The organism is Hyalangium versicolor, from assembly GCF_020103695.1.
Taxonomy (GTDB): Bacteria; Myxococcota; Myxococcia; order Myxococcales; family Myxococcaceae; genus Hyalangium; species Hyalangium versicolor.
The window spans coordinates 29,704-53,060 of record NZ_JAHXBF010000032.1; the positions used below are offsets into that span (position 1 = coordinate 29,704).

Sequence of the window (23,357 nt, forward strand, 5' to 3'; positions counted from 1 at the left end):
TTAGAGTCGTCTCGTGAGCGCCAACCTGGAGAGCCTTCGCCGCAAGGTGGAGGCGGGCGAGGCCCTGAGTGACGCGGAGCTGACGGCCCTGCGCGAGGCCGCATCGGGCAGTGCGGGGCCCACGCTGTGGTTGGCGGTGGCGCATGCGCTCGTCAACGCGGAGGCGGAGCGAGAGGCGCTGCCACTGTTGGAACGGTTGCGACGGGACTTCCCGAAGGACTTGCAGGTCCGGTTGGGGCTGGCGCGAGCCCTGCTTGGGTTGGAGCGGCACGGGGACGCGGAGGAGGTTTTGCGTGAGGCGCTGGTCCTCAACCCGGGAGATCCTGAGGCGGTGAAGGTGCTGGCGGTGCTGGCGCTGCGCCGGGGCGAGAAGGGGCGGGCCGAGCAGTACGTGAAAGATGTGCTGGAGCGGGATCCGTTCGATGCGGAGGCTCGGCTCCTGCGGGAGGAGCTGGAGGCGGTGGAGATGCCCGCGCATGCGCCCGCGGAGGAGCAGGTGCTGCGCCCCGAGTTCAACGCGGCGCTGGCGGCGGCGCTGCGGCGTGCGGGGGTGAAGTTCCGCCTGCAAGGGCGGGACGTGCTGGTGAAGCTGGCCGGGGGCGAGGTGGCCCGGGTGAACGTGGGCTCGCTCTACGGGGCCTACCGAGGCGGGAAGAGCGGGCTGGCGGCGCACGTGGAGAAGCTGGCCGCGGAGCTCGGCGGGATGAGCGCGGGCCTGGGCGACGATGCGGTGGCGCTGGAGCACAAGCTGCGCCCGGTGCTGCGGCCCGTGGGCTTCGAGTCGCAGGCAGTAGGTGCGCTGCATCGCGCGGGCCCCGCGGGGCTCGAGGTGTTCTACGTGCTGGAGGACGCGCAGTACGTGCGCTACCTGCCGGAGTCGGTGCTGGGAGCCAACGGGCTGACTGTGGAGGCGGTGGATGGAGCCGCCTGGCGCAACCTGGAAGCGCAGTCGGCACCGGTGCGGCCGGTGGTGGTGGACCGCGGCGTGGTGCGGCTGGCGGAGACGTTCAGCGGACTCTGGGCGGTGGCGGAGGGAGATGGGCATGACGGAGCCCGGCTGCTCACCGCCGAACAGCGGAAACGCCTGGCCCTCCAGGTGGGAGAGGGGCCGCTGCGGGTGAACCTGGGCTGGCGCGAGTTCGCGCTCGTGTGCCGCGAGTCGGACGCGGCGGAGTGCGAGGCGCTGGCTCGGCTCGGTCATGCCCCGGATGGGATTCCGGGGCTGTTCCGGCTCACCTCTGAAGGACTCTCCCGCCTGTAGCGCGAGGACTACAGGCTCAGCGCGAGCTTGCCGAGCATCGTTCCGGAAGCGACGGTCTGGTGGGCCTCGGCGAGCGAGGCCGGCGTCAGCTTGCCGGCATTCACCGTCAGCGTCGTCTCCAGCACGCCGCTGTCGAACAGCTCCCCGACGCGGTTGAGGATGTCGTGCTGCGACTCGATATCCGGCGTCTGGTACATGGACTTGGAGAACATGAACTCCCACGAGAAGCTCGCCCTCTTCGAGAAGAGCGAGCCCATCGGCAGCGGCTGCGCCGGCTCGACGATAGAGACGATGCGGCCCCGCGGAGCGATGAGGTTGGCCATCGCCTCGAAGTGCATGTCCGTGCCGTTGCAGCAGAAGATGTACTGCACGTTGTCCAAGCCGAGCGCCTTGAGCTGCGCGGGCAGGTTCTCGCGGTGGTTCACCACATGATCCGCGCCCATCTTCTTCACCCACTCGGTCGAGGCGCCGCGTGACGCCGTGCCGATGACCTTCATCTTCGAGTACCGCTTCGCCAGCTGCACGGCGAGCGAGCCCACGCCACCCGCCGCGCCGATGACGAGCAGCGTGCCGCCCTCCTTGACGTCGAGCTGCTCGTACAGGCCCTCCCAGGCGGTAAGCGCCGTGAGCGGAATGGCGGCGGCGTTCAGGTGGTCGAGCGAGCGCGGCTTGCGGCCGACGATCCGCTCATCCACGACGTGGAGCGACGAGTTGGTGCCCTCGCGGGTGATGTCTCCGGCGTAGTAGACCTCGTCCCCGACGCGGAACCGGGTCACCTGCGAGCCCACGGCCTGGACGATTCCCGAGGCATCCCAGCCGAGGATCCGGCCGGGCCGCCGGTCGCGCACCTTCGTATCGACCGGGTTGACGGAGACGGCCTTTACTTCGACCAGCAGGTCCCTCGGCCCCGGGGTGGGGACATCGCGCCGCACGGACTCGAAGCGCTTGGTGTCGGTGGAGCTGACGATGAGGGCCTCCATCGTGGCGAGCTGGGGAGCAGCGGTCGAGGCAGCGGTCCGGGTCTGGGTGTTGAGCATGTGAGGTTCTCCAAGTGGCTCGAAGGCCATCACCTTCGTGAACACCAATCTGCGTCTTTCCTTGCGGATGAAAAAGACCGACCGGGGACGAAGACTCTTGAATAGAATTCACGAATGGTCGAACACCGGGAAGCCGTCGATGGGATGTCCGTCTTGGTGGCCATCGCGCACGCAGGCTCTCTCACGGCGGCAGCGAAGCAGTTGGGGTTGACCTCCTCCGCGGTGAGCAAGCAGGTGACGCGCCTGGAGGCTCGGCTGGGGACCCGGCTGCTGCACCGCACCACTCGCCGCGTGCAGCTCACCGAGGCGGGCGCGCGCTATTGCGAGCGAGCCCGCGTGGCCCTGGAGGTCATCGAGTCCATCGAGCGCGAGTTCGAGGCCCGGGAGGACATGCCTCGCGGCACGCTGCGCATCACCGCACCCACGGTGCTGGGGCAGGTGAGGGTGATGCCTGTCATTCTCACCTTCCAGCGCCGGTTTCCCGAGGTCGCGGTGCATGCCGAGTTCTCGGATCGGCAGGTGGATCTGCTCCAGGAGGGAGTGGACCTCGGGGTCCGCATCACCGCCCAGCCTCCGGCCACCTTCGTGGCGCGGCGGCTCGATGAGGATCGCAGGGTGTTCTGCGCGTCTCCCGAGTATCTGAAACGGCGAGGCCAGCCTCGGCGGCCCACGGAGCTCGCGGACCATGACTGCCTCATCTTCGTCACGGGTCGGCCCGTGGACACGTGGCGGCTCCGAGCCACGCAGGGCGCGTCACATGCCACGCCCGTGCGCATCGCGGGACGAGTGCACCTCAACAACACCCTGGCCTTGCGGCAGGCGGCGCTCGGGGGGCTGGGGATTGCGGACCTTCCGTACTACCTGGTGGAGGAGGACCTGCGGGCCGGGCGGCTGGAGTCCGTGCTCGAACCTTTCGTTCCGGTCGAGCGCCATGTGTACGCCATCTACGCGCCCGCTCCGTATGTGCCGGCCAAGGTTCGGCACTTCGTCCAGGCACTGGAGGAGGCCTTCGGCCGGCGTCGCGCTCCGTGAGCCGCATCTTCACGGAGTCACAGGTTTGTGCGCGGGAGCGCCGTAGTGGCTGACTCGAACAGAAGGTGTGCCCTCGGGAGGGATCGTTACCTCGAACAGGTAGTCGTAGTCCGCGTCGGTCATCTCGGACAGGGGCCGGGGAGCGCCCAGCGCGTCGAACAAGGAGAGCAGTGAGTTGGAGTGCCCCACGATGACGACGGTCTGACCACGGTGCTGCTCACGCAGGCGTTTGGCCAGCGGGGCAGGGTTTTTGGGCTCGTAGACCTGCGGCTTGATCTTCAGGAGTTGGGCCAGAGGCGCGAGGGTGTCGCGGGTGCGGGTCGTGTCGGTGGTGTACAGGGCGGAGATGGGCTGGGTCCGCAGCACGTCGAGCAGGGCTTCGGCTCGCTTCTGGCCCACTGGCGTCAGGGGGGGATCGGCCAGTCCGGGCGTGGGATCCTTTTCGGCATGGCGCACGATGAAGACCGTCGTGGCCGCTGTGGACTTGGGCGGGGCTGAGGGCTTCGCGGCGCAGCCCATGAGCGCCACGAGGAGGAACGCGAGCAGCCGGGTCCAGGCACTGAAGTCGAACATGGTCGCGGAGCATAGGTGAGCCTGCGAGGGCTGCTCGTCATTCATTGAGGGGAACCGTCTCCCGGGTGAGACGGGAGTCGCGCGCGGTGGACGGTGCTGGACGGAGCCCCGCTGTGAAGGATGTGTTGGCCCGCTTTGTGCTCAGGGCTGTGCGCCATGTCTGGTCCGCATGACCTCTTTGTCCGCTTCACCTTCGAGAACCCCGAGCGGGCCGAGGCCGAGCTTCGCGCTGCCTTGCCTCCCAATATCGTCGCCCAGGTGGACTGGTCGAGCCTGCGGAGGGAGTCCGGCTCCGTCATTGATCCGGAACTGCGGGAAACCGAGACCGATCTGCTTTTCTCCGCGCGCCTCGCCGGGGGACAGCCGCTGCTGGTCTACCTGTTGCTGGAGCACCAGTCCTCGGTGGACCGGTGGATGGCTCTGCGGATGCTCCGATACGTGGTGCGCCACTTGGAGAACTGGCGCAAGTCACACCCGGGCAGTGTGCTGCTGCCCGTGGTCATTCCCCTGGTTCTGTACCATGGGCCCGACGGTTCCTGGAGCGCTCCTCGCCGGGTGGAGGAACTCTTCGACGTGCCGGGGGAAGAGTCGCAGCAGGGGCTCTGGAGATCGTTCGCGCCCCATTTTGAGTATCGGGTGGATGACTTGACGGTCGAGCGAGCGGAGGCGCTCATGTCGCGCCCGGGATCTCCGCTAGTCCGGCTTGCGCTCCTGGCGCTGCGTTATGGGCGTTCCAAGGAACTCGCTGAGCAACTGTCGAGCTGGAGAGACCTGTTCATTCAGGTGCGTGTCGCGCGCCAGGGTGTAGAGGAACTGAAAGCCGTTTTCGGCTATCTGTTCCTGGTCGGGCATGAGTCCGCACGGGCAGCCACGGTGGGTATGTTAAAATCGGTCGTAGGTGCTCAGCGGTCGGAGGAAGTCATGGATATTCTTTCGAAGATGGTTGATGCACATCTACGTGAGCAGGGCAGGCTTGAGGGGCGAGAGGAGGGGCGAGCGCTGGGCCGAGCAGAGGTCCAGGCGGAGGGCGTGCTCCGGATTCTCGCGGCGCGGGGCGTGGAGGTCGACGAAGAGTCCCAGCGACGCATCCTCTCCTGTGCGGACCTGGCTACACTCGATCGATGGTTCGACCTGGCCCTGAAGGCCACTCGCCTCTCGGACGTCCTGGACCCCCTGGCTCAGTGAAGGGGACTGGGCGCAGGTTTCTCAGCCCGCGGAGGCCTTCGTCAGCTGGTCCACGAAGCGCACCTCGGTGAAGCCCAGCGACAGGAACAGGCCTCGCAAGGAGCGCTCGGCGGACTGACGCGCACGCTCCTTCAGCCGCGCGTCGTTGCTGGCCTCGCGCTCGAAAGCCATGCGCGCCCGCTCCAGCAACTGCGCGGTCTGCTCGCTGTTCAGGTTGGAGTCGATGATCTCCGTCTCCCCGGGTCGCAGCTCCACCTTCACCTCCACCGGTGGCAGCACCACCTCCACTCGCGACCCTGTCACCCGCAGGGACGAGGTATCGACGCGCTGGAAGTCATAGCCCAGGTGCACGTCGGCGAAGACGATCGCGCGGCCTCGGGGCGTGTGGAGCGAGTACGCAGCCCAGTTGATGACGTCCTTCCACAGCGCATCCGTGGCCGCAGGCTCGGGGCTGAAGGTCACCTTCTTGTACAAAGAGACATCCAGCGTCTCCAGGCGGGTGACTTCGCGCATCTGCAGCACCAGCGCCGGCGGGTCGGGCAACTTCCGCTCCTCCGCGCGCAGGAAGAAGAACGTGCCGAGCGCACCGAGCGCCACGGCACCAATGAAGCCCAGGATGCGCAGGACGTTCCCCATGGCTTCCAGTCTACTCTGGCTGACAGCGCCCCCGCTCTGAGGCACGGTGCGGGGTGAACACATGGAGCTCCAGGACGACGAGATTGCTGCGCTGGGAACGAAGGGCTTCTTCATCCGGGACGCCTTCCTGGGGCCCGAGCGGGCACGCGCCGTCCATGTCGAGGCCCGGCAGCGCGCCGAGGCTGGCAGCCTGAAGCCCGCGGGCATCCGGCGCGGAGCCAACCGCACCGAGGACACCGCCGTCCGCGGCGACTTCATCGATTGGGTGACTCCGGCACCCGGGACGGCCCTGGGCTCACTGTGGGATGCCTTCGTCGAGCTGGGCGACGCACTCTCCGCGAGCGCCTACCTGGGGCTCGGGCGCTTCGATCTCCAGCTCGCCCATTACCCGGGGGGCGGAGCGCGCTACGTGCGCCACCGGGACGCCTTCCCCGGACAGTCCAACCGGCGCGTGACGGCCATCTACTACGCCAACCCAGACTGGCGGCCGGAGCACGGAGGGCAGCTCCGGCTCTTCCTGGACGATGGGACGCTCGAGGTGGCGCCCACGTTGGACCGGGTGGTCATCTTTCTCAGCGAGCGGCTGGAGCACGAGGTCCTCCCGGCGTACGCGCCACGGCTCGCGCTCACGGCCTGGTACTATGGAAGGGACGCGGCTTGACGCTCCCAACGCCCCTCTGGAATGGAGCGGGATTACGATGAGACTCATGGTCGAGCCGTCTCCCACCTTCGAGCGAGGAACCCTCTGGCGCGCCATTGTCGAGCGCACCGCCCATGCTCTTGCCAGTGGCGCACTCGTGCCCATCCGCACGGAAGTGGAGCACGTCGAGCACGAGGGCGTCCCCTTCCTCGTACGAGTCGTCTCCAACCTGGAGCGCAAGGCCAAGGCCGCTCCCCCTCCCGATGGGAAGCCGCCGAAGAATCCCTTCCTCCCTCCTTATGAGGAGGACTTGTTCGTCTCGCTCGTGCAGCCCGCGCACGCGTGCCTGCTCAACAAGTTCAACGTCTTCGACTACCACTTGTTGCTCGTCACCCAGGCCTACGAAGACCAGGACTCCCTGCTCACCCCCGCCGACTTCGACGCCCTGCTCACCTGCATGGCCGAGTTCGATTCGCTCGCCTTCTATAATGGTGGGCGCCTCGCGGGTGCGAGTCAGCCCCACAAACACCTTCAACTCGTCCCCGTCCCGCTGGATCCCGGTGGGCTACGCACCCCGATGGACGAGGCGATCGCCCGAGGCCGGTTGCCCTTCCGGCATGCACTGGGGCCACCCCTGAAGGATCCAGCTCAGGCGCACGCCCTCTATCGAGACCTCCTGCGCCAGGTGGGCTGCGAGGAGCCGGGAACGCCCTACAACCTCCTGGCCACGCGCGAGTGGACCCTCGTGGTGCCGCGCACCCAGGAGACCTTCGAGTCCATCTCGCTCAACTCGCTCGCCTTCGCTGGCTCGTTGCTGGTGAAGAACCGCGAGCAGCTCGAGCGCGTTCGCGCCGTAGGCCCCATGTCACTGCTGCGCGCCGTGACGGGCAGCTCGGGCGCGTAGTTCCGCTCACGTCAGCGGAGGCGCCAGCAGCACCACCGAGTACCCCACCGCCGTCCTGTCCCCGGGGTTCTCGTACGAGTGCTTCTGGTCCCCTCGGAACACGACCACGTCCCCGGTCTGCAGCTCGAAGCGCTCACCGCTGGCCACCAGCACGAGCTGCCCCGCCTCGCACGCGAGGTACTCCCGGGTACCCGCGGTGTGTGGCACGCCCGTGATTCGCACCCGTGGCGGCAACTCCATCCGGTCGAACTCCATCCCTGGCAGCGGATCCGGCAGCAGCTTGCGCAGCATCCCCGCCCCACGCTGGCGCACCGGCAGGCTCTCGCGAGGGTAGTGCCGGGCACTGGCCCGAGGCCGGGCCACCAGCTCCTCCAACGACACCTGGAGCGCACTGGCCACGCGGTGGAGCACCGCCAGCGTCGGGTTGCTCGCCCCGGACTCCAGGTGGGCCCACGTCGCCCGAGGAATCCCCGCCAGCTTCGAGAGCTGGGCCTGGGTCGCTCCCCGAGCCTCTCGCAGCCCCTTGATGTTGCGCGCCAGCCGGCCTGCCAGCTCTTCGTCACCGCTCATGCCACCCACTCTGCCAATGGCCTGACACCCGCGCCAATTCATGAGCCTTCGGCCCGGCCCCCCCGCTGGGAAAGCGGGGGCGGATGGAGCATGCTCCTGGCCAGCGGCGAGAGGCCTCATGGTCAGCAATCTGGTGGCAGGTGTTCTGGGAGCCTGGGTTCTCGGCGGCGCTGCGGCCGAGCCGACCTACAACATCCTGGTGCTGGGCGGCGGCGGCGAGCCCGAGCACAACGAGATCGCCCTGGAGAAGAACGCGCTCTACTTCCAGCGCACGCTGGAGGCGTTCGGCATGGATCCGGCGGCCGCGTCCCTCTACTTCGCCAACGGCAATGACGGGGAGCAGACCGTTCGCTACCTGGATGCGGACAAGCAGGTGCGCTTCAAGGCGCCGGACATCCCTCACCTCAAGGGCCCCTCGACGCGCGCGAGCTTCCAGGAGTGGCTGGGCCGCACGCTCGGGGAGAAGCCCCAGCGGCCCGTGTTCCTCTATTTCACCGGGCACGGCGGCCTGAACTTCGACAACTCGAACAACAACTACCTGATGCTGTGGGACGAGCGCTCCTTGAGCGTGCGCACCCTGGCCCGAGCCCTGGATCGGCTCTCGCCCGATGCGCCCGTGGTGGCGGTGATGTCCCAGTGCTTCGCCGGCTCGTTCGCCAACTTCATCTATCAAGGCGGAGATCCCCAGCAGCCCGTGGCCGCGCAGGCCCGCTGCGGCTTCTTCGCGACGGTGAAGGAGCGCCCCTCCGTGGGCTGTACTCCGGAGGTGGATGAGGCGGACTACCGCGACTACAGCTCCAGCTTCTTCGCCGGTCTGAGCGGACGCAGCCGGGTGGGGCAGCCCGTGCAATCAGCGGACTACGACCATGATGGGCGCGTCAGCTTCGCTGAGGCCCACGCCTTCGCGAAGGTGGATGGGGAGACCACCGACTTTCCCGTATCGACCTCGGAGGTCTGGCTGCAGCGCAAGGCGAGCGAGGAGGACGAGAGCGCGATCTATGACCACCCCATGCTCGAACTGCTGGCCCGCGCGCGACCGGAGCAGCGCTACGTCGTCGAGGCGCTGTCCCATCGGTTGGGGCTCGAATTGAGTCTGTCCCTGCTCCAGAACGAGCACCAGTTGGAGAAGATCGTGAAGACGGACGAGCAGAGGGCGTTCGTCATCCGCCTCTGGATGGAGCTGCTCAACCTCGGCATCGAGACCCGCGTCCGCGGCGAGGGGAAGACCCCCGACCTCCAGGTGCTTAATCGTCTCCTGGCCTGCGAAGGGGGCTCCTGGCACGAGCCGCCGAGAGCTGCCGTGTTCCCACAGGAGGAGGACCACCAGCCGGAACCCACCAGCCTCTGCGTCGCGAGCGAGGAGGAGGGGGGGACCCCACACCGCATCGCCTCGATGGCGCGCCAGAGCGAGACGGATGAGGGCGGGCCGTGGACGCCTCGATTCGAGGAGCTGTTCGACCGCGCGGGAATGAGCCTGAGGGATCGCGCCAACCTGATCTACCTGAAGGACCATGCCTCTCCCCACTCGGAGGAGTACCACCGGGAGATCTTCCAGCGCCTGCGGGCTACCCTGGCTGGCTGTGGCGATGAGGAGACCTGCGAGGCCGTGCTGAGGATGGCACTCCGGCGGATCGGCACCGAGCTCTGCACGCCCGACACACCGTTGAGCAGCCTCGTGACCTGGTAGGCGAAGCTGCCGCGGAGCCACTCCGGGAGCTTCAGGGCTGCGCCGCGCCAGCGACCTCGGCAGTGTCGCGCACCTCGAGTGACAACCGGGCATGCCGCGCCCAGAGCTCCTCCTCGTCCCTGGCCGCATGGCTCCAGCCTCCGGGCCGGTACAGGAGCAGTTTCCCATCACTCGCTGCGTCGATCGCCGCCCGGCTCTCGGCCAGGGCCTCGCGTGAGAGGCCTTGCTTCTCCAGGACCCGGGCAAGGCAGTCATGGGCGAACGGATTGTCCGGCTCGGCGTTCCGCCAGGAGGTGCAGATCCTCTCCGCGGCCACGGCGTCCATGCGCCCGTCGGTACTCCGGCTCGCGGCGAGGCGGCTCCAGATGTCATCCCGCTCGGCGAGCACCTTCCAGGCCCACGGCAGGAGCGTTGGGGACCACTGCCTCCAACCCTCATTGGGAGCCTGTGTCAGCAGGCGGGACAGCGTCCGGCGCGTGAGGAACGCATCTCGATCGATGAGCACCAGGGTGTCGAGCACCTGGGGCACGGTCTTGAAGTCCCGTGCCAGCAGCAGGGCATCCACGGTGACAGCGAGCAGCTCCAGCCCATTGCCTCGGGCGGTCTTCAGCAACTCGAGGATCTGCTCGCGAGCCACCTCCGGAGAGGTTCCAGGCAGCTCCGCCTGGGCTTCCTGCCACGCCAGGAGGGCAAAGGGATTGTCCGGGTGATGTTCGAGCTCTCGCTCGTCGGAGAGCGGGATGTCGCACGCGCCCAACTGGATGAAGGCATTGCGCACGGGCTGTCCCTCCTCGTCGAAGACGGGCAGCGTGTACTCGAGGATCCGCTGGTCCTCGCGAGACAGGACGCGCAGGTGGACGAGCGTCGCATCCGCGGGGAGCTTCAGCTCATAGGAGAGCAGCACGCCTTGCGTCCGCATGGGCGCGACGCCCTGGGTGAAGGAGGAGTCCCCATGCACGTCCCAGGCGATCCGAGCCTCGGCGGGCTCCTGCAGGGAGCGGGGCGAGTAATAGACCTTCACCGTCGAGCCGCGCGTGGGCTGCTCGGGACGGACCAGGAGCGGAGGCTCCCAAAGTGCGCCGATGTCGATGGAGTGGGCGACCACAGGCTTGCCGGGGCGGGTGGCCTCGGGGGGACGCGTCTCCGCATCGAGCACCTCCGTGAGGCGGGGGAACGCATCGATGGCGCCCGACCACCGTTTGAGGATCTTCCCATCACGGCCAATGATGACATGCGTGGGGAAGGCGGAGACGCTGTACTCGTCCGCCAGGTCCTCGGAATCCGGGATGACGGCGTAGCGGAGCGGGTTCTTGCGGAGGTGCTTCTCCAACTCCTCCTTCTCGTCGAGCGCGGGCGCCAGGAACACCACATCCGGGTTCGCCTGATACCGGGCGACGACGCGGTTGAGCGCCGGACGCTCGGCCCGGCACGGCGGGCAGTCCTTGAACCAGAAGTTCAGGACGATGATCTTCCCGGACAGGCCGCCGGACGTGTAGCGGCGGCCCTCCATGTCCGTCACGTCGAACAGGGGGGCGCGCTCCGCGAAGGCCTGAGAGGCCAGGAGAGCGACGAACAGCGCGAGCAGGCGGGCGAGTGGCACGTCAGGGTGGAGCTTAGCAGCCAGAGGGCGCTTCCCAGTCAGGGGGCTGGTTCAAGACGGGAGCCTTGCTCGCCTGCCAGCCCGTCCTCACGCTCATGAAGGAACATTCCGCCAATGCATTGGCACCCACGCCAATGGATCGGCCAGGGGCGTGTACTTCTTGAAGCACAGGAGGAGACACGATGAAGCTCGAAGGCAAGGCAGTGCTGGTCACGGGCGCGAGCCGCGGATTGGGCGAGGCGCTCATGAAGGAGCTGGTGCGCAAGGGCGCTCGGGTGGTGGGCGTCGCGCGCCACGCTCAGGAGATGGAGGCCGTGGCGGCAGCCCTCCGCGCCCAGGGACATGTGGCGCATGCGCTCGCCTATGACGTGGGAGACAAGGAAGCCATCTACCCTCTGGTCGGCGCGGCATCCGCGCTGGTAGGCCCCCTGGATGTGCTTGTGCACAACGCCAGCACGCTGGGGCCCACGCCGCTGCCCCTGCTGCTCGACACCGCGTGCGAGGATCTCTCGAAGGTGCTGGAGGTGAACCTGGTGGGCCCCTTCCGCCTCACCAAGGCCGTGGCCGGAGCCATGGCGATGCGCGGGGGCGGCGTGGTGGTGCACCTCACCTCGGACGCGGCTGTGTCCGCCTATCCCCGCTGGGGCGCCTACAGCGTGTCCAAGGTCGCGCTGGAGCACCTGGGCCGCATTTGGGCCGCGGAGCTGCAGGGCACCGGCGTGCGCTTCTTCAACGTGGACCCTGGTGACATGGACACGCAGATGCACCGCGACGCCATCCCCGAAGCGGACCCCGCTACGCTCCTGCGCCCGGAGCTCGTGGCCACCCGCCTCGCCGCGCTGCTGGAGCGCGCGGAGACAGTGCCCTCGGGCAGCCGCCTGGAGGCCTCGCGATTGGAGGCCGCATGAACGCCGCGCGTTGGCCTCGCGAGCATCCCGAGACGGGGCGGCTCCTGCACATCGCTCCCAGCACGGGCCGCATCTCGGACCGGCGGGTGGAGCACCTCCCCGAGCTGCTGCGCGAGGGGGATCTGCTCGTCGTGAATGACGCGGCCACGCTCCCTGCCTCGCTGCCGGGCCGCACCGAGGAGGGCACTCCCATCGAGTTGAGACTGCTCGCCCGGGAGGAGCAGGGCACCTGGACCGCGGTCCTCTTCGGCGCTGGAGACTGGCGCATGCGCACCGAGGATCGTCCTGCTCCGCCCTCGCTGCTCCCGGGCTCGCGGCTCGTGCTGGGCTCGCTGACGGCGCGAGTGGTGGAGGTGCTGCCCCTCTCCGCGCGTCTGCTCCGCGTGGCCTTCGATGCCGAGGGCGCCGCGCTCTGGACCGGGCTGTACCGCTCCGGCCGTCCCGTCCAGTACTCGTACCTCGCGGGGCCGCTCGCGCTCTGGCACATCCAGACCGCGTACGCGGCACGCCCCTGGGCCGCCGAAGCCCCCTCCGCCGGATTGCCCCTGACATGGAAGGTGCTGCTCGACTTGCGGCGCCGGGGCGTGCGCTTCGCCTCGCTCACCCATGCCGCCGGGTTGTCCTCCACCGGCGACGCCGCGCTGGATGCCGCGCTCCCACGCCCGGAGCGCTTCGACATCCCCGCCTCCACGGTGGAGGCCATCCTCGCCACGCGCGCCGCGGGAGGCCGCATCGTCGCCGTGGGCACCACCGTGGTGCGGGCGCTCGAAGGACGCGCGCTCCAGGCTGGCGGAACTCTCACCCCAGGCGAGGGTGTAACCGAGTTGCTCATGGGACCGGGTTTCGTTCCGCGAGTGGTGGATGGCCTGCTCACCGGCGTTCATGATCCAACCACAAGCCACTACATGCTCCTCCAGGCCTTCGCGCCGCTCCCACTGCTCCGCGAGGCCGTCCAAATGGCGGAAAAACTCGGATACCTCGGCCATGAATTCGGGGATTCCTCGCTCATTCTCTCCCCGTGAACCCGGATTCCACACAGGGAAAACCCATGATTTTGTGTTTGTAACGCCAACCCATTGAAAAGAAAGGAGCATGAGCAGGCAGGCGGCCGAAAGACCGGGTTATTCATGACTGCCGGGCTGTAAAAGTTCAGCGACGCTTGACGGGAATTCCTGTTTCATCCATAAATAGAGGAAATTTCCCGGTTGGCTGGAATCCCATCTTGCCAACTTCCTCAGCCCGGGGTGTCGCATGAACTGCGCAAGTCTGTGGAAATCGTCGCTGCTGGTGGTTGCAATGACCCTGATCGCGTGTGGGCAGGAAAACGCCCCGCCGATCCAGCAGGAGAGCACGGTGGGCTCTCGGCAGGACGCGCTGGCGCAGAACAAGGCCCTCATCCTGGGCCGCACGGTGACGGGCGGTGAGGACAGCGTGGAGGCGGCGGCCGTGCGCGAGTACGGCATGGCGGTGACGGTGGCCACCGACGCGCAGTGGGCGGCGATGACGCCCGCGGACTTCGCCTCCTATCGCGTCATCATCCTGGGCGATGCGTCGTGCGCCAACCTGGATGTGGTGTCGGCCGCGGTCGCCAACCGCCACATCTGGGGCCCGACCATCACCGGCAACATCTTCATCGCGGGCACGGCCCCGGTGGACAACGGCGCGACGGAGGTGACGCAGAAGGCCATCCGGTTCGCCTCCAGCCTGTCGGGCATGACGGGCCTGTATGCCTCGCTGAGCTGCTACTACAAGAACGCCGCGCCGAACACGCACGTGGAGTTGCTGGAGCCGTTCGGCTACTTCGCCGTGCAGAGCGGCGGGTGCCACGACACCGCGCACATCGTCTCGGATGATCCGGCGCTCTCCACCCTCACCGACGCGGCGATGTCCAACTGGCCCTGCTCGGTGGGCACGCAGTTCGACAGCTTCCCGCAGGGGGACTTCGCCCCGTGGTCCATCGCGGCGTACGAGCCGGGCACGAGCCCCTCGTCCCAGAACGTGCAGGAGTTTGGTGACGGCACGATGGGCGCTCCCTACATCCTGGCGCGCGGCACGGTGATGCAGGGTTGCGGCAACTATGACCAGGACATGAACGAGGAGTGTGACTGGGGCAACGAGAGCAACGGCCTGCCGGGCATGCAGTGCTCGTCGACGTGCCGGTTCCACTGGTGCGGTGACGGCGTGGTGGACGCGGACCTGGGCGAGACGTGCGACCAGGGCGCCAACAACGGCTCCGCCCCGGGCGCCTGCCCCAGGTCCTGCCGCGTCCTGCCGCCGCCTCCTCCGTCGCACCGCCCGCCGCTGGCCATCTGCAAGCACATGACGGTGAGCGCGGGCCCGACGTGCGGTGGCGTGAGCGCCTCCATCGACAACGGCTCGAGCGATCCGGATGGGGACATGGTGGGTTGCGTGCAGAGCGTGACGTCCTTTGAGCAGGGCCTCACCACGGTGTCGCTCACGTGCACGGACGCGCAGGGGCTGACGGGTTCCTGCACCGGCTCGGTGCGGGTGGTGGATGACATGGCTCCGAGCATCACCTGCCCGGCGGCGAGCAGCTTCGAGTGCGGCGTCGGCAGCGCGGAGCTGACCCCGGCGCGGGCGGAGGACAACTGCACCACCCCCAAGCTGTCCTACAGCATGGAGAGCGAGGGCTTCTCGGTGGGCAGCGAGCGGCACGTGACGTGGTACGCGCACGACGGTGAGAACTCGGCCTCGTGCACCACCTCCGTGAAGATGGTGGACACGCTGGCTCCGAGCCTCTCGCTCAAGGGCGAGACCAGCCAGCTGCTGGAGTGCGGCGCGAGCGCCTACAGCGAGGCGGGCGCCCTGGCGAGCGACAAGTGCGCGGGGGACCTGACCAGCCGCGTGGCCATCTCCGGCGCGGTGAACGTGGGCGCGGTGGGCCTCTACCCGGTGAGCTACAGCGTGGCGGATGGCGCGGGCAACGTGGCCTCGGCGACTCGTACGGTGCGCGTGGCGGACACCCTGGCTCCGGCCCTGGCGCTCAAGGGCGAGGGCGCGCTGGCGGTGGAGTGCGGTGTGGGCCAGTACACGGAGGCGGGTGCGACGGCCAGCGACGTGTGCGCCGGTGACCTGAGCTCGAGGGTGGCCATCAGCGGCGCGGTGAACGCGGCGGCTCCCGGCGCCTACGCGCTGACCTACAGCGTGGCGGACGGGGCGGGCCACTCGGTCTCGGCCACCCGCACGGTGAGCGTGAATGACACCCTGGCCCCCAGCCTCTCGCTGGTGGGTGAGGCGACGATGAACCTGGAGTGCGGTGTGGGTGGCTTCGCGAACCCCGGCGCCACGGCGAGCGACGCGTGCGCTGGCGACCTGACCAGCGCCATCGCCACCAGCGGCACGGTGAATGCGGCGGCTCGCGGCGCCTACGCGCTGACCTACAGCGTGGCGGACGGGGCGGGCCACTCGGTCTCGGCCACCCGGACGGTGAACGTGAACGACACGAAGGCGCCGACCCTCTCCCTGGTGGGCGCGGCCTCGGTGAAGCTGGAGTGCGGCGTGGACAGCTTCACCAACGCGGGCGCCACGGCGTCGGACCTGTGCGCGGGTGACCTGACCAGCGCCATCGCCACCAGCGGCACGGTGAACACGGCGGCGGTGGGCAGCTACCCGGTGAGCTACAGCGTGGCGGATCCGGCGGGCAACGCGGCTTCGGCCACCCGCACGGTGCAGGTGGCGGACACCAAGGCTCCGAGCATCGCCCTCAACGGTGCCAGCACGGTGGCGGTGGAGTGCGGCGTGGGCCAGTACACGGAGTCGGGCGCCACGGCGGCGGATGCGTGCACGGGCAACCTGAGCTCGAAGGTGGCCATCAGCGGCACGGTGAACGCGGCGGTTCGCGGCTCGTACACGAAGAGCTACAGCGTGACGGACGCCTCGGGCAACACGGCCTCCACGGTGCGCACGGTGAACGTGAACGACACCCTGGCCCCGAGCCTCGCGCTGCTCGGCACGGCGACGATGAAGCTGGAGTGCGGCGTGGACACCTTCGTCAACCCTGGCGCCACGGCGGTGGATGCGTGCGCTGGCACCCTGACGGCGGCCATCGCCACCAGCGGCACGGTGAACACGGCGGCGGTGGGCAGCTACCCCGTCACCTACCGCGTGGCGGACGCGGTGGGCAACGCGGCCACGGCCACCCGCACGGTGCAGGTGGCGGACACCAAGGCCCCGAGCCTCGTCCTCAAGGGCACCACCTCGATGACGCTGGAGTGCGGTGTGGGCACGTACACGGAGTCGGGCGCCACGGCGACCGACGTGTGCACGGGTGACCTGAGCTCCAAGGTGGCCATCAGCGGCACGGTGAACGCGGCGGTTCGCGGCTCGTACACGAAGAGCTACAGCGTGGCGGACGCCTCGGGCAACACGGCCACGGCCACCCGCACGGTGAGCGTCACGGACACCAAGGCGCCGACCCTCTCCCTGGTGGGCGCGGCGACGATGACGGTCAACCGCGGCAGCACCTTCACGGATCCGGGCGCCACGGCGACGGACTCCTGCTCCGGCACGCTGACCAGCGCCATCGTGAAGACGGGCTCCGTGAACACCTCGGTGGTGGGCACCTACACGCTGCGCTACACGGTGGCGGACGGCGCGGGCCTGAGCGCCTCGGTGACGCGCTCGGTGACGGTGCAGGACTCCTGCAACACCGTGGTGACCGTGAAGCCGGTGCAGAAGATCTGGCCGCCGAACCACAACTACCAGTCCTTCACCCTGTCCGACTGCGCGGCGGTGACGACCAACTGCGGCACGGGCGGTGGCTGCCACGGTGACGACGGCGACATCGACGACATGGGCAAGATCCTCTCCATCTACAGCGACGAGGTGGAGGATTCGAACGGCAACGGCGACGGCAACACGGACGACGACATCGTCATCACCGGCCCCAGCAGCTTCAAGCTGCGCGCCGAGCGCGAGGGCAAGGGCAACGGCCGCGTGTACGGCATCCGCTTCAAGGTGATTGACAGCTCCGGCGCCGCCCAGACGGCCACCTGCAAGTTCGCGGTGCCGCACGACCAGGGTGACACCAACGTGGTCGATAACGGCGCGGCGGCGGGCTACACGGTGAACGCCCCGAACTGGTAATCGCTCGATAGATAAAAGTTGCTCGGGCGGGCCCCACCCCCAGCCGCCCGAACAGCATGAGGACCCGGCAATCGCCCAGGATTGCCGGGTCTCTCCATTTCTGGAGCCAGGGGCCTGGAGCCCAGGCTCAGGGGCTCAGGTGAGCATGGGGGGCTCGAGCTCCACCTTGAGCCAGCCCGGCTTGCGCAGGTCGAAGTTGCGGTAGGCGTCGATGGCGCTCGTCATGGACTCCACGCGCGAGAGGATGGCCGTGGGGTCCACCTCGCCGGTGCGCACCAGCTCCAGCAACTTGGGGACGTACTTGCGGTGGTCGCAGTTGCCCATCTTCAGCGTGAGGTTCTTGTTCATCGCCTCGCCGATGGGGAAGGTGCGAGCCGTCTGCGGGTAGACGCCGATGATGGACAGCGTGCCGGCCTTGGCCAGGGACTGCACCGCCCACTGGAGCGCCTGCGATGGCCCGTCTCCAGGCACCCAGTTGTTGCCGTCCGGGTTCGTCTTGGGCGCCACCTCCTTCTGCTCGCGCTTGAACTCGGCGGCCTCCTTCTTGGCCGTCTTCGCCGCGGGCCCGTGGTGCGCGTGCGTGGCGTCCACACCCACCGCGTCGATGGCCCGGTCCACACCGATGCCATTCGTCAGCCGGCGCAGCGTCTCGATGGGATCCTCCTGCTCGAAGTGGATGATCTCGGCGCCCTGGGTCCGAGCCATGTCCAGCCGGTCCTCATGGCAGTCGATGGCGAACACCCGGCCAGCGCCCAGCAGCTTGGCGCTCACGATGGCGAACTGGCCCACCGGGCCCGCGCCGAACACGGCGACGGTGTCCCCGGGTTTGATCTCCGCCAGCTCCGCGCCGAAGTAGCCGGTGGGGAAGATGTCCGAGACCAGGATGGCCTGCTCATCCGTGACACCCTCGGGGACTCGCACCATGCCCACGTGGGCGAACGGCACGCGCACCTTCTCCGCCTGCATGCCATGGAAGGGCCCCGTCAGCTCCGGGCCGCCGAAGAAGGCAGTGCCGGCCGTCGGGCCATTGGGGTTGGCCTCGTTGCACTGAGAGTAGTAACCCGCGCGGCAGTACACGCAGCTGCCGCAGGCGATGGTGGAGCAGATGACGACGCGATCGCCCACGTTGAAGTTGCGGACGTCCTCGCCCAACTCCTCGATGAAGCCCACGCCCTCGTGGCCGAGGATGGTGCCTGGCCTCATTCCCGGCATCGTCCCGCGCACCATGTGCAGGTCCGTGCCACAGATGGCGCTGGCGCTCAGGCGCACGATGGCGTCCGTGGGCTTCTCGATCCTCGGCTCCTCGACGTCCTCGAGCCGGATGTCTCCGATTCCATGGAAAACGACGGCTTTCATCGCGCGCGACTCCTTCCCCCGGGGGGCGCTGTGGTGGTGCGGAACCCACCCGCACGGTGAGTTCACGCGCCTAGCAGCGTGGCCATCCACGAGAGGTGGAGCAAAGCCACCCGCCTCCCTCTCCGGTGGGCGAGGGAGTGGGCGGGCGCTACCGGCTGGTGTGGAAGGAGAGCCGCTTGCCGAAGACGCTCCGGAAGGGCCCCATCTCGCGCTCCACCGTCCACAGCTCCAGGTCCAGTGGGTGCCGGGCCTGCAGGTGTAGCGCCACCCCGTCCCGGCCCTGTGTGGCCTTGAGGGACTTGATGAGCTGCTGGTGGCTGCAGTCCAGCGCATTGGCCACTCGGAGCAGGGTGGCGAGCTTGCGCACCGTGCGTGCCTCGGAAGGGAGCAGGCCCACCATCCCCGAGTGCTTCACGTCCGGAGGGCTGCGACGGTGGTAGCGGGCCACGCGCGCCACCAACTCGCGCTCGCGGTCCGCCAGGCCAGGGAGGTCCGCATGGTGGATGAGGTAGTAGGTGTGCTTGTGGTGGCGCTCGTAGTTCACCGCGGTGCCGATGTCGTGCAGCAGTGACGCCACTTCCAGATAGGGCCGGGTGGACAGGGGCAGGTGGTGCAGCGCCGCGAGCTGATCGAAGAGTTCGAGCGCCAGCCGGGTGACGTGCAGCGAGTGCTTCTCGTCGAAGAAGAAGCGCCGGCCGATGGCGAGCGCCGCGTCCGCCAGGCTGGTGTCCTCGCGAGACTCGTCCTGCCGGTAGAGCAGGTCCACCAGCAGCCCGTCCCGGAGGCCGCGGTTGACGGCGGTGACGGACTCCACGCCCAGGTGCTTCGCCACGCCTTCGAGGATGATGGCACCGGAGACGATGATGTCCGCGCGGCGCGGATCGAAGCGCTTGCGCCGCCGCTCCGGGGGCATGCTCGCCAGGAGCTCCACCGCGTGGGTGAGCTGGCGGACGGAGGCGCTGCCTCCGCTGTCGCCGGAGGCGAAGGACACCACGGTGTTGATGGTGCCCGATGAGCCCAGCGCCGAGCGAGGCATCCGCGAGAGCTTCGCGGGGAGCGTCTTGCGCAGCACCTCGGCCACGAAGCTGCGCATGAGCCGCAATTGCTTGGGCGGCACGGACTTGGAGGCGTTGAACACCTCGGTGAGGCGCACGGCGCCCAGAGCGAGGCTCCACAGGTTGTCGGGCTTCTCGCCCGTGGCGGTGGCCACCTCCGTGGAGCCCCCGCCGATGTCCACCAGCAGCGAGCGGGCTCCGGGCGGCTTGCGGTGCAGCACGCCCAGGCAGATGAGGCGCGCCTCCTCCTTGCCGCTCACCACCTCCAGGTCCAACCCGGCCTCGTCCTGCACGCGGCGGACGATCTCCGCGCTGTTGCGCGCCTCGCGCAGCGCGCTGGTGGCCACGGCGCGCACACGGGCCTTGTGGCGACGACACAGTGCGGCATAGCGGCGCAGCGTGGAGAGGAGCCGGTCCGCTGTTTCCCGAGGCATGGCACCGGTGGCGAAGACGCCCTCGCCGGGGCGGATGGGGTCCCGCTCCTGGTGAAGGGTTTCGAGTGCTCCGTCGGGGTCCGGCCGGGCGAGTTCCAACCGGACGGCGTTGGTGCCCACATCAATGGCGGCGAGAACGGGCTGGGTCGTCGAAGTGGACATATTCAGGCGCGCCAGGAGTGTAGCGGTTGTGCATTCAACGTAGGTGGTAAGGAATACATGCCGGGGGTCGGTGCACTGTGACATCCCCGTGACGTGACGTGGGGGGTAACGTGCAAGAGTCTCGGACCGTGGATCTCAACGACCCCCAGCTGTTCATCAACCGAGAGTTGTCCTGGATCGCATTCAACTGGCGGGTGCTCGCGGATGTGAAAGAGGCGAGCCTCCCCATCTACGAGCGGCTGAAGTTCTTCGCCATCACGTCCTCGAACCTGGATGAGTTCTTCATGGTTCGCGTGGCGGGCCTGAAGCAGCAGTTGGCCAGCGGCGTGGCGGAGACGGCGGCGGACGGCATGTTGCCAGCCGACCAGCTGGCGGCCATCAGCGAGCGGGTGCACGCGATGGTGGATGAGGTGTACCGGCTCTGGCGCGAGGAGCTGTTGCCGAAGCTGGCCTCGCACGGGGTGGCGGTGCTGACGCGGGACAAGCTGACGGCGGAGCAGAAGGCGGCGGCGAGGGCGTACTTCACCTCGTCCGTGTTCCCGGCGCTCACGCCGCTGGCGGTGGACCCCGGACACCCGTTCCCGCACCTGCGCAACAAGTCGCTCAACGTGGCGGTGCTGCTGCGGCGCGAGGGGCCCAAGCGCAAGCGCAACGTGCGCGAGACGTCCCTGGCGGTGGTGCAGGTGCCCAGCGTGCTGAGCCGCCTGGTGCCGCTGCCTGCTCCCCAGGGGACGACGCTGGCGGTGCTGCCGCTGGAGGAGCTCATCGCGCTGAGCGCTGGCGAGCTGTTCCCAGGCTATGCGGTGGAGCAGACGGCGTCCTTCCGCGTCACGCGCAACTGGGACTTGAACGTGGACGAGGAGGAGAGCGCGGATCTGCTCTCCACCATCCAGGAGGAGCTGCGGCGCAGGGACCGAGGCGCCGCGGTGCGGCTGGAGCTGGACGCGGCGGCCAGCGCGGAGTTGGAGACGGCGCTGACGGCGGCGCTGAAGCTGGGCTCGCCGGACGTCTACCGCCTACAGGGGCCGTTGCAGCCGTCGGATCTGATGATGCTGACGGACCTGGACTCGCGGCCGGAGCTGCGGGTGGAGCCGCTGGTACCGGCGGTGCCTCCGGTGCTGAGAGAAGAAGAGCCGGTGATGAGCGTGATCGCCAAGCGGGACATCCTGCTGCATCACCCCTACGAGTCGTTCGATCCCGTGGTGCGCTTCCTGGAGGAGGCGGCGGAGGATCCGAACGTCCTGGCCATCAAGCAGACGCTGTACCGCACGAGCGGCGACAGTCCCATTGCCCGGGCGCTGACGCGGGCGGTGGAGAACGGCAAGCAGGTGGCGGTGCTGGTGGAGATCAAGGCGCGGCTGGACGAGGCGAACAACATCGCCTGGGCGCGGAGGATGGAGGAGAGCGGGGTGCACGTCGTCTACGGGCTCATCGGCCTGAAGACGCACTGCAAGGTGGCGCTGGTGGTGCGCCGCGAGGGCAACGGCATCCGCCGCTACGTGCACCTGGGGACGGGGAACTACAACCCGACGACGGCGCGGCAGTACACGGACCTGTCGCTGTTCACGGTGCGGCAGGAGCTCGCCGAGGACGTGACGGCGCTCTTCAACATGCTGACGGGCTACTCCACGGCGCCGCAGTGGAAGCGGCTCGCGGTGGCTCCCATGGGGCTGCAGGAGAAGGTGCTGGGGCTGATCCTCCGCGAGACGGAGAAGGCGAAGAAGGGAGACGCGGCTCGCATCGTTGCGAAGATGAACTCGCTGGTGGATCCCAGCGTCATCAAGGCGCTGTACGCGGCGAGCCAGGCGGGGGTGAAGATCGACCTGCTGGTGCGAGGCATCTGCTGCCTGCGGCCGGGAGTGCCTGGGGTGAGCGAGAACATCCGGGTGACGAGCGTGGTGGATCGCTTCCTGGAGCACAGTCGGGTGTTCGCCTTCGGAGAGGGGCCTCAGGCCGAGGTGTGGATGTCGAGCGCGGATTGGATGCCGCGCAACTTCGTGCGCCGCATCGAGACGATGTTCCCGGTGGAGGACCCGGCGCTGCGCCAGCGCTTGCTGGACGAGGTGTTGGGGGTGGCGCTCAAGGACAACGTGAAGGCGCGGCGGCTGCAGCGGGACGGCACCTATGCGCCGGTGGGCCAGGATGGGGCGCCGGTGCGCAGCCAGATGGTGCTGATGGAGCTGGCCCGGCGCGTGGCGGATCCGAAGCCTCTCGAATCGTTGATCCGGCACGTCGCGGCGCCGGAGATCCCGGCCGAGCCGCTGCGCCCACCCACGCCGGCCCAGGTGCCCCAGGCCAGCTAACGGGACCTCTGGGGCATCACCTCCCGGGCCGTGTCCACGAAGGCCCGGAAGGCGGGGGAGACCTGGGTGCGGCTCGGGAAGTAGAGGAAGAACCCAGGCACGGACGCTGCGAAGGGCTCGAGGACCAGGCGCAGGCTGCCACGTTTCAATTGCGGCGCCGCGAGGGGCTCGAAGACGTACGCGAGTCCGAGCCCGGATTCAGCCATGCCGAGGATCGCCCGGTCGTTGTTGCTCGTGAGCGCGCCTCGGGTGGGGATGCGCCAGGTCTTCTTCCCCTGCTCCAGTTCCCACGGGTACAGCGTCCCGGTCGTGGTGGACCGGTAGCAGATGCAGTCATGCGTGAGCAGATCCTTGGGCTTCTTCGGTGTGCCCTTCCGCTCCAGGTAGGAGGGGGCACCGACCACGATGAACCGGAACGCCTCGGTCAGTCGGATGTGCACCATGTCCCGGTCGAGGAACTCCTCCAGGCGGACACCGGCATCGAACCCTTCCGAAACGATGTCGATCAGCCGGTTCTCGACCTGGACCTCCACCTCCACCTCGGGGAAGCGCCTGGCGAAAGCGGGGACCACGGTCGTGACGAGGTACTGGGCGGCGATCTCGGGGACGGTCAGGCGGATCCTTCCCGTGACCTCCCCCTTCCTGGAGGATGTGGCCTTCAGTGCTTCGAGTGCCTGGTTGACGCCGGGTCCTGCCTGTTCGAACAGGCGCCTGCCTGCCTCCGTGAGCGCCACGCTCCGAGTGGTTCGTGAGAGGAGCACCACGCCCAGCCGCTGTTCGAGCTGCCGCACGGACTGGCTGAGGGCCGAGGAAGAGATTCCCAGCTCCTGGGCAGCGGCGGCGAAGCTGCGGCAGCGGGCCACCACGAGGAACAGGTTCAGGGCATTGAGGGGGGTGAAGGCCATTGG

General features: G+C 68.5%; 18 protein-coding genes. 10 read left to right on the plus strand and 8 right to left on the minus strand.

All coding sequences use genetic code 11. The features are described 5' to 3' along the window. Positions 1 to 13 precede the first annotated feature (13 nt). Positions 14 to 1,261: a tetratricopeptide repeat protein gene (locus KY501_RS44305; RefSeq protein ID WP_224370581.1), complete on the plus strand. Its 1,248-nt coding sequence runs from the start codon at positions 14 to 16 to the stop codon at positions 1,259 to 1,261. Between the two features lie 8 nt (positions 1,262 to 1,269). Here the strand turns inward: KY501_RS44305 and KY501_RS44310 are convergent, their stop codons facing one another. Next, positions 1,270 to 2,298: a zinc-binding alcohol dehydrogenase family protein gene (locus KY501_RS44310; protein WP_224370583.1), complete on the minus strand. Its 1,029-nt coding sequence runs from the start codon at positions 2,296 to 2,298 to the stop codon at positions 1,270 to 1,272. 114 nt (positions 2,299 to 2,412) lie between these two features. On the opposite strand from KY501_RS44310, the gene KY501_RS44315 reads away from it, so the two are divergent. Further along, positions 2,413 to 3,330 carry a LysR family transcriptional regulator gene (locus tag KY501_RS44315; RefSeq protein WP_224370585.1) on the plus strand — a complete coding sequence of 306 codons (918 nt, stop codon included), beginning with the start codon at positions 2,413 to 2,415 and terminating at the stop codon, positions 3,328 to 3,330. Between the two features lie 9 nt (positions 3,331 to 3,339). On the opposite strand, the gene KY501_RS44320 is transcribed toward KY501_RS44315, so the two are convergent. After that, a complete protein-coding gene (locus KY501_RS44320) occupies positions 3,340 to 3,903 on the minus strand; it encodes a histidine phosphatase family protein (RefSeq protein WP_224370587.1) in 564 nt (187 codons plus the stop codon). Positions 3,904 to 4,059: 156 nt separating this feature from the next. Between KY501_RS44320 and KY501_RS44325 the strand changes: the two genes are divergently transcribed. Further along, complete coding sequence (locus KY501_RS44325; RefSeq protein WP_224370589.1) at positions 4,060 to 5,088, plus strand: Rpn family recombination-promoting nuclease/putative transposase; 1,029 nt, start codon at positions 4,060 to 4,062, stop codon at positions 5,086 to 5,088. 21 nt (positions 5,089 to 5,109) lie between these two features. On the opposite strand, the gene KY501_RS44330 is transcribed toward KY501_RS44325, so the two are convergent. Beyond that, positions 5,110 to 5,724, minus strand: coding sequence for a DUF4230 domain-containing protein (locus tag KY501_RS44330; RefSeq protein ID WP_224370591.1), 615 nt, complete (start codon positions 5,722 to 5,724; stop codon positions 5,110 to 5,112). Positions 5,725 to 5,785: 61 nt separating this feature from the next. On the opposite strand from KY501_RS44330, the gene KY501_RS44335 reads away from it, so the two are divergent. Together KY501_RS44335 and KY501_RS44340 are read left to right on the plus strand one after the other, a co-directional pair. Next, positions 5,786 to 6,385: a 2OG-Fe(II) oxygenase gene (locus tag KY501_RS44335; protein ID WP_224370592.1), complete on the plus strand. Its 600-nt coding sequence runs from the start codon at positions 5,786 to 5,788 to the stop codon at positions 6,383 to 6,385. Between the two features lie 37 nt (positions 6,386 to 6,422). Further along, on the plus strand, positions 6,423 to 7,268 hold the full coding sequence (locus KY501_RS44340; RefSeq protein WP_224370594.1) for an ATP adenylyltransferase family protein: 846 nt from the start codon (positions 6,423 to 6,425) through the stop codon (positions 7,266 to 7,268). 6 nt (positions 7,269 to 7,274) lie between these two features. On the opposite strand, the gene KY501_RS44345 is transcribed toward KY501_RS44340, so the two are convergent. Continuing rightward, complete coding sequence (locus KY501_RS44345) at positions 7,275 to 7,838, minus strand: helix-turn-helix domain-containing protein (protein WP_224370596.1); 564 nt, start codon at positions 7,836 to 7,838, stop codon at positions 7,275 to 7,277. A gap of 118 nt (positions 7,839 to 7,956) precedes the next feature. Between KY501_RS44345 and KY501_RS44350 the strand changes: the two genes are divergently transcribed. Beyond that, positions 7,957 to 9,525, plus strand: a complete 1,569-nt coding sequence (locus KY501_RS44350; protein WP_224370598.1) for an AHH domain-containing protein — start codon at positions 7,957 to 7,959, stop codon at positions 9,523 to 9,525. Between the two features lie 31 nt (positions 9,526 to 9,556). Here the strand turns inward: KY501_RS44350 and KY501_RS44355 are convergent, their stop codons facing one another. Next, a complete protein-coding gene (locus tag KY501_RS44355) occupies positions 9,557 to 11,125 on the minus strand; it encodes a TlpA family protein disulfide reductase (protein ID WP_224370600.1) in 1,569 nt (522 codons plus the stop codon). A 182-nt stretch (positions 11,126 to 11,307) separates the two neighbouring features. On the opposite strand from KY501_RS44355, the gene KY501_RS44360 reads away from it, so the two are divergent. From KY501_RS44360 to KY501_RS44370, 3 genes are all read left to right on the plus strand, one after another. Then, complete coding sequence (locus tag KY501_RS44360; RefSeq protein ID WP_224370602.1) at positions 11,308 to 12,033, plus strand: SDR family NAD(P)-dependent oxidoreductase; 726 nt, start codon at positions 11,308 to 11,310, stop codon at positions 12,031 to 12,033. Then, positions 12,030 to 13,055 carry an S-adenosylmethionine:tRNA ribosyltransferase-isomerase gene (locus KY501_RS44365; protein WP_224370603.1) on the plus strand — a complete coding sequence of 342 codons (1,026 nt, stop codon included), beginning with the start codon at positions 12,030 to 12,032 and terminating at the stop codon, positions 13,053 to 13,055. The genes KY501_RS44360 and KY501_RS44365 overlap by 4 nt, the downstream gene beginning before the upstream one ends. A gap of 274 nt (positions 13,056 to 13,329) precedes the next feature. Then, a complete protein-coding gene (locus tag KY501_RS44370; protein WP_224370605.1) occupies positions 13,330 to 17,139 on the plus strand; it encodes a DUF5011 domain-containing protein in 3,810 nt (1,269 codons plus the stop codon). A 135-nt stretch (positions 17,140 to 17,274) separates the two neighbouring features. On the opposite strand, the gene KY501_RS44375 is transcribed toward KY501_RS44370, so the two are convergent. Together KY501_RS44375 and KY501_RS44380 are read right to left on the minus strand one after the other, a co-directional pair. Next, positions 17,275 to 18,495 (minus strand): zinc-dependent alcohol dehydrogenase, encoded by a 1,221-nt coding sequence (locus KY501_RS44375; RefSeq protein ID WP_224370607.1) that lies wholly within the window; start codon positions 18,493 to 18,495, stop codon positions 17,275 to 17,277. 148 nt (positions 18,496 to 18,643) lie between these two features. Then, positions 18,644 to 20,146 carry a Ppx/GppA phosphatase family protein gene (locus KY501_RS44380; RefSeq protein WP_224370609.1) on the minus strand — a complete coding sequence of 501 codons (1,503 nt, stop codon included), beginning with the start codon at positions 20,144 to 20,146 and terminating at the stop codon, positions 18,644 to 18,646. Between the two features lie 128 nt (positions 20,147 to 20,274). Between KY501_RS44380 and ppk1 the strand changes: the two genes are divergently transcribed. Then, entirely contained in the window at positions 20,275 to 22,449 is a 2,175-nt protein-coding gene (gene ppk1, locus KY501_RS44385; protein WP_224370611.1) for a polyphosphate kinase 1, read from the plus strand. Here ppk1 and KY501_RS44390 read toward each other — a convergent pair. Then, a complete protein-coding gene (locus KY501_RS44390) occupies positions 22,446 to 23,354 on the minus strand; it encodes a LysR family transcriptional regulator (RefSeq protein WP_224370613.1) in 909 nt (302 codons plus the stop codon). The two genes, ppk1 and KY501_RS44390, sit on opposite strands and share 4 nt — an antisense overlap. Between the last annotated feature and the right edge of the window lie 3 nt (positions 23,355 to 23,357).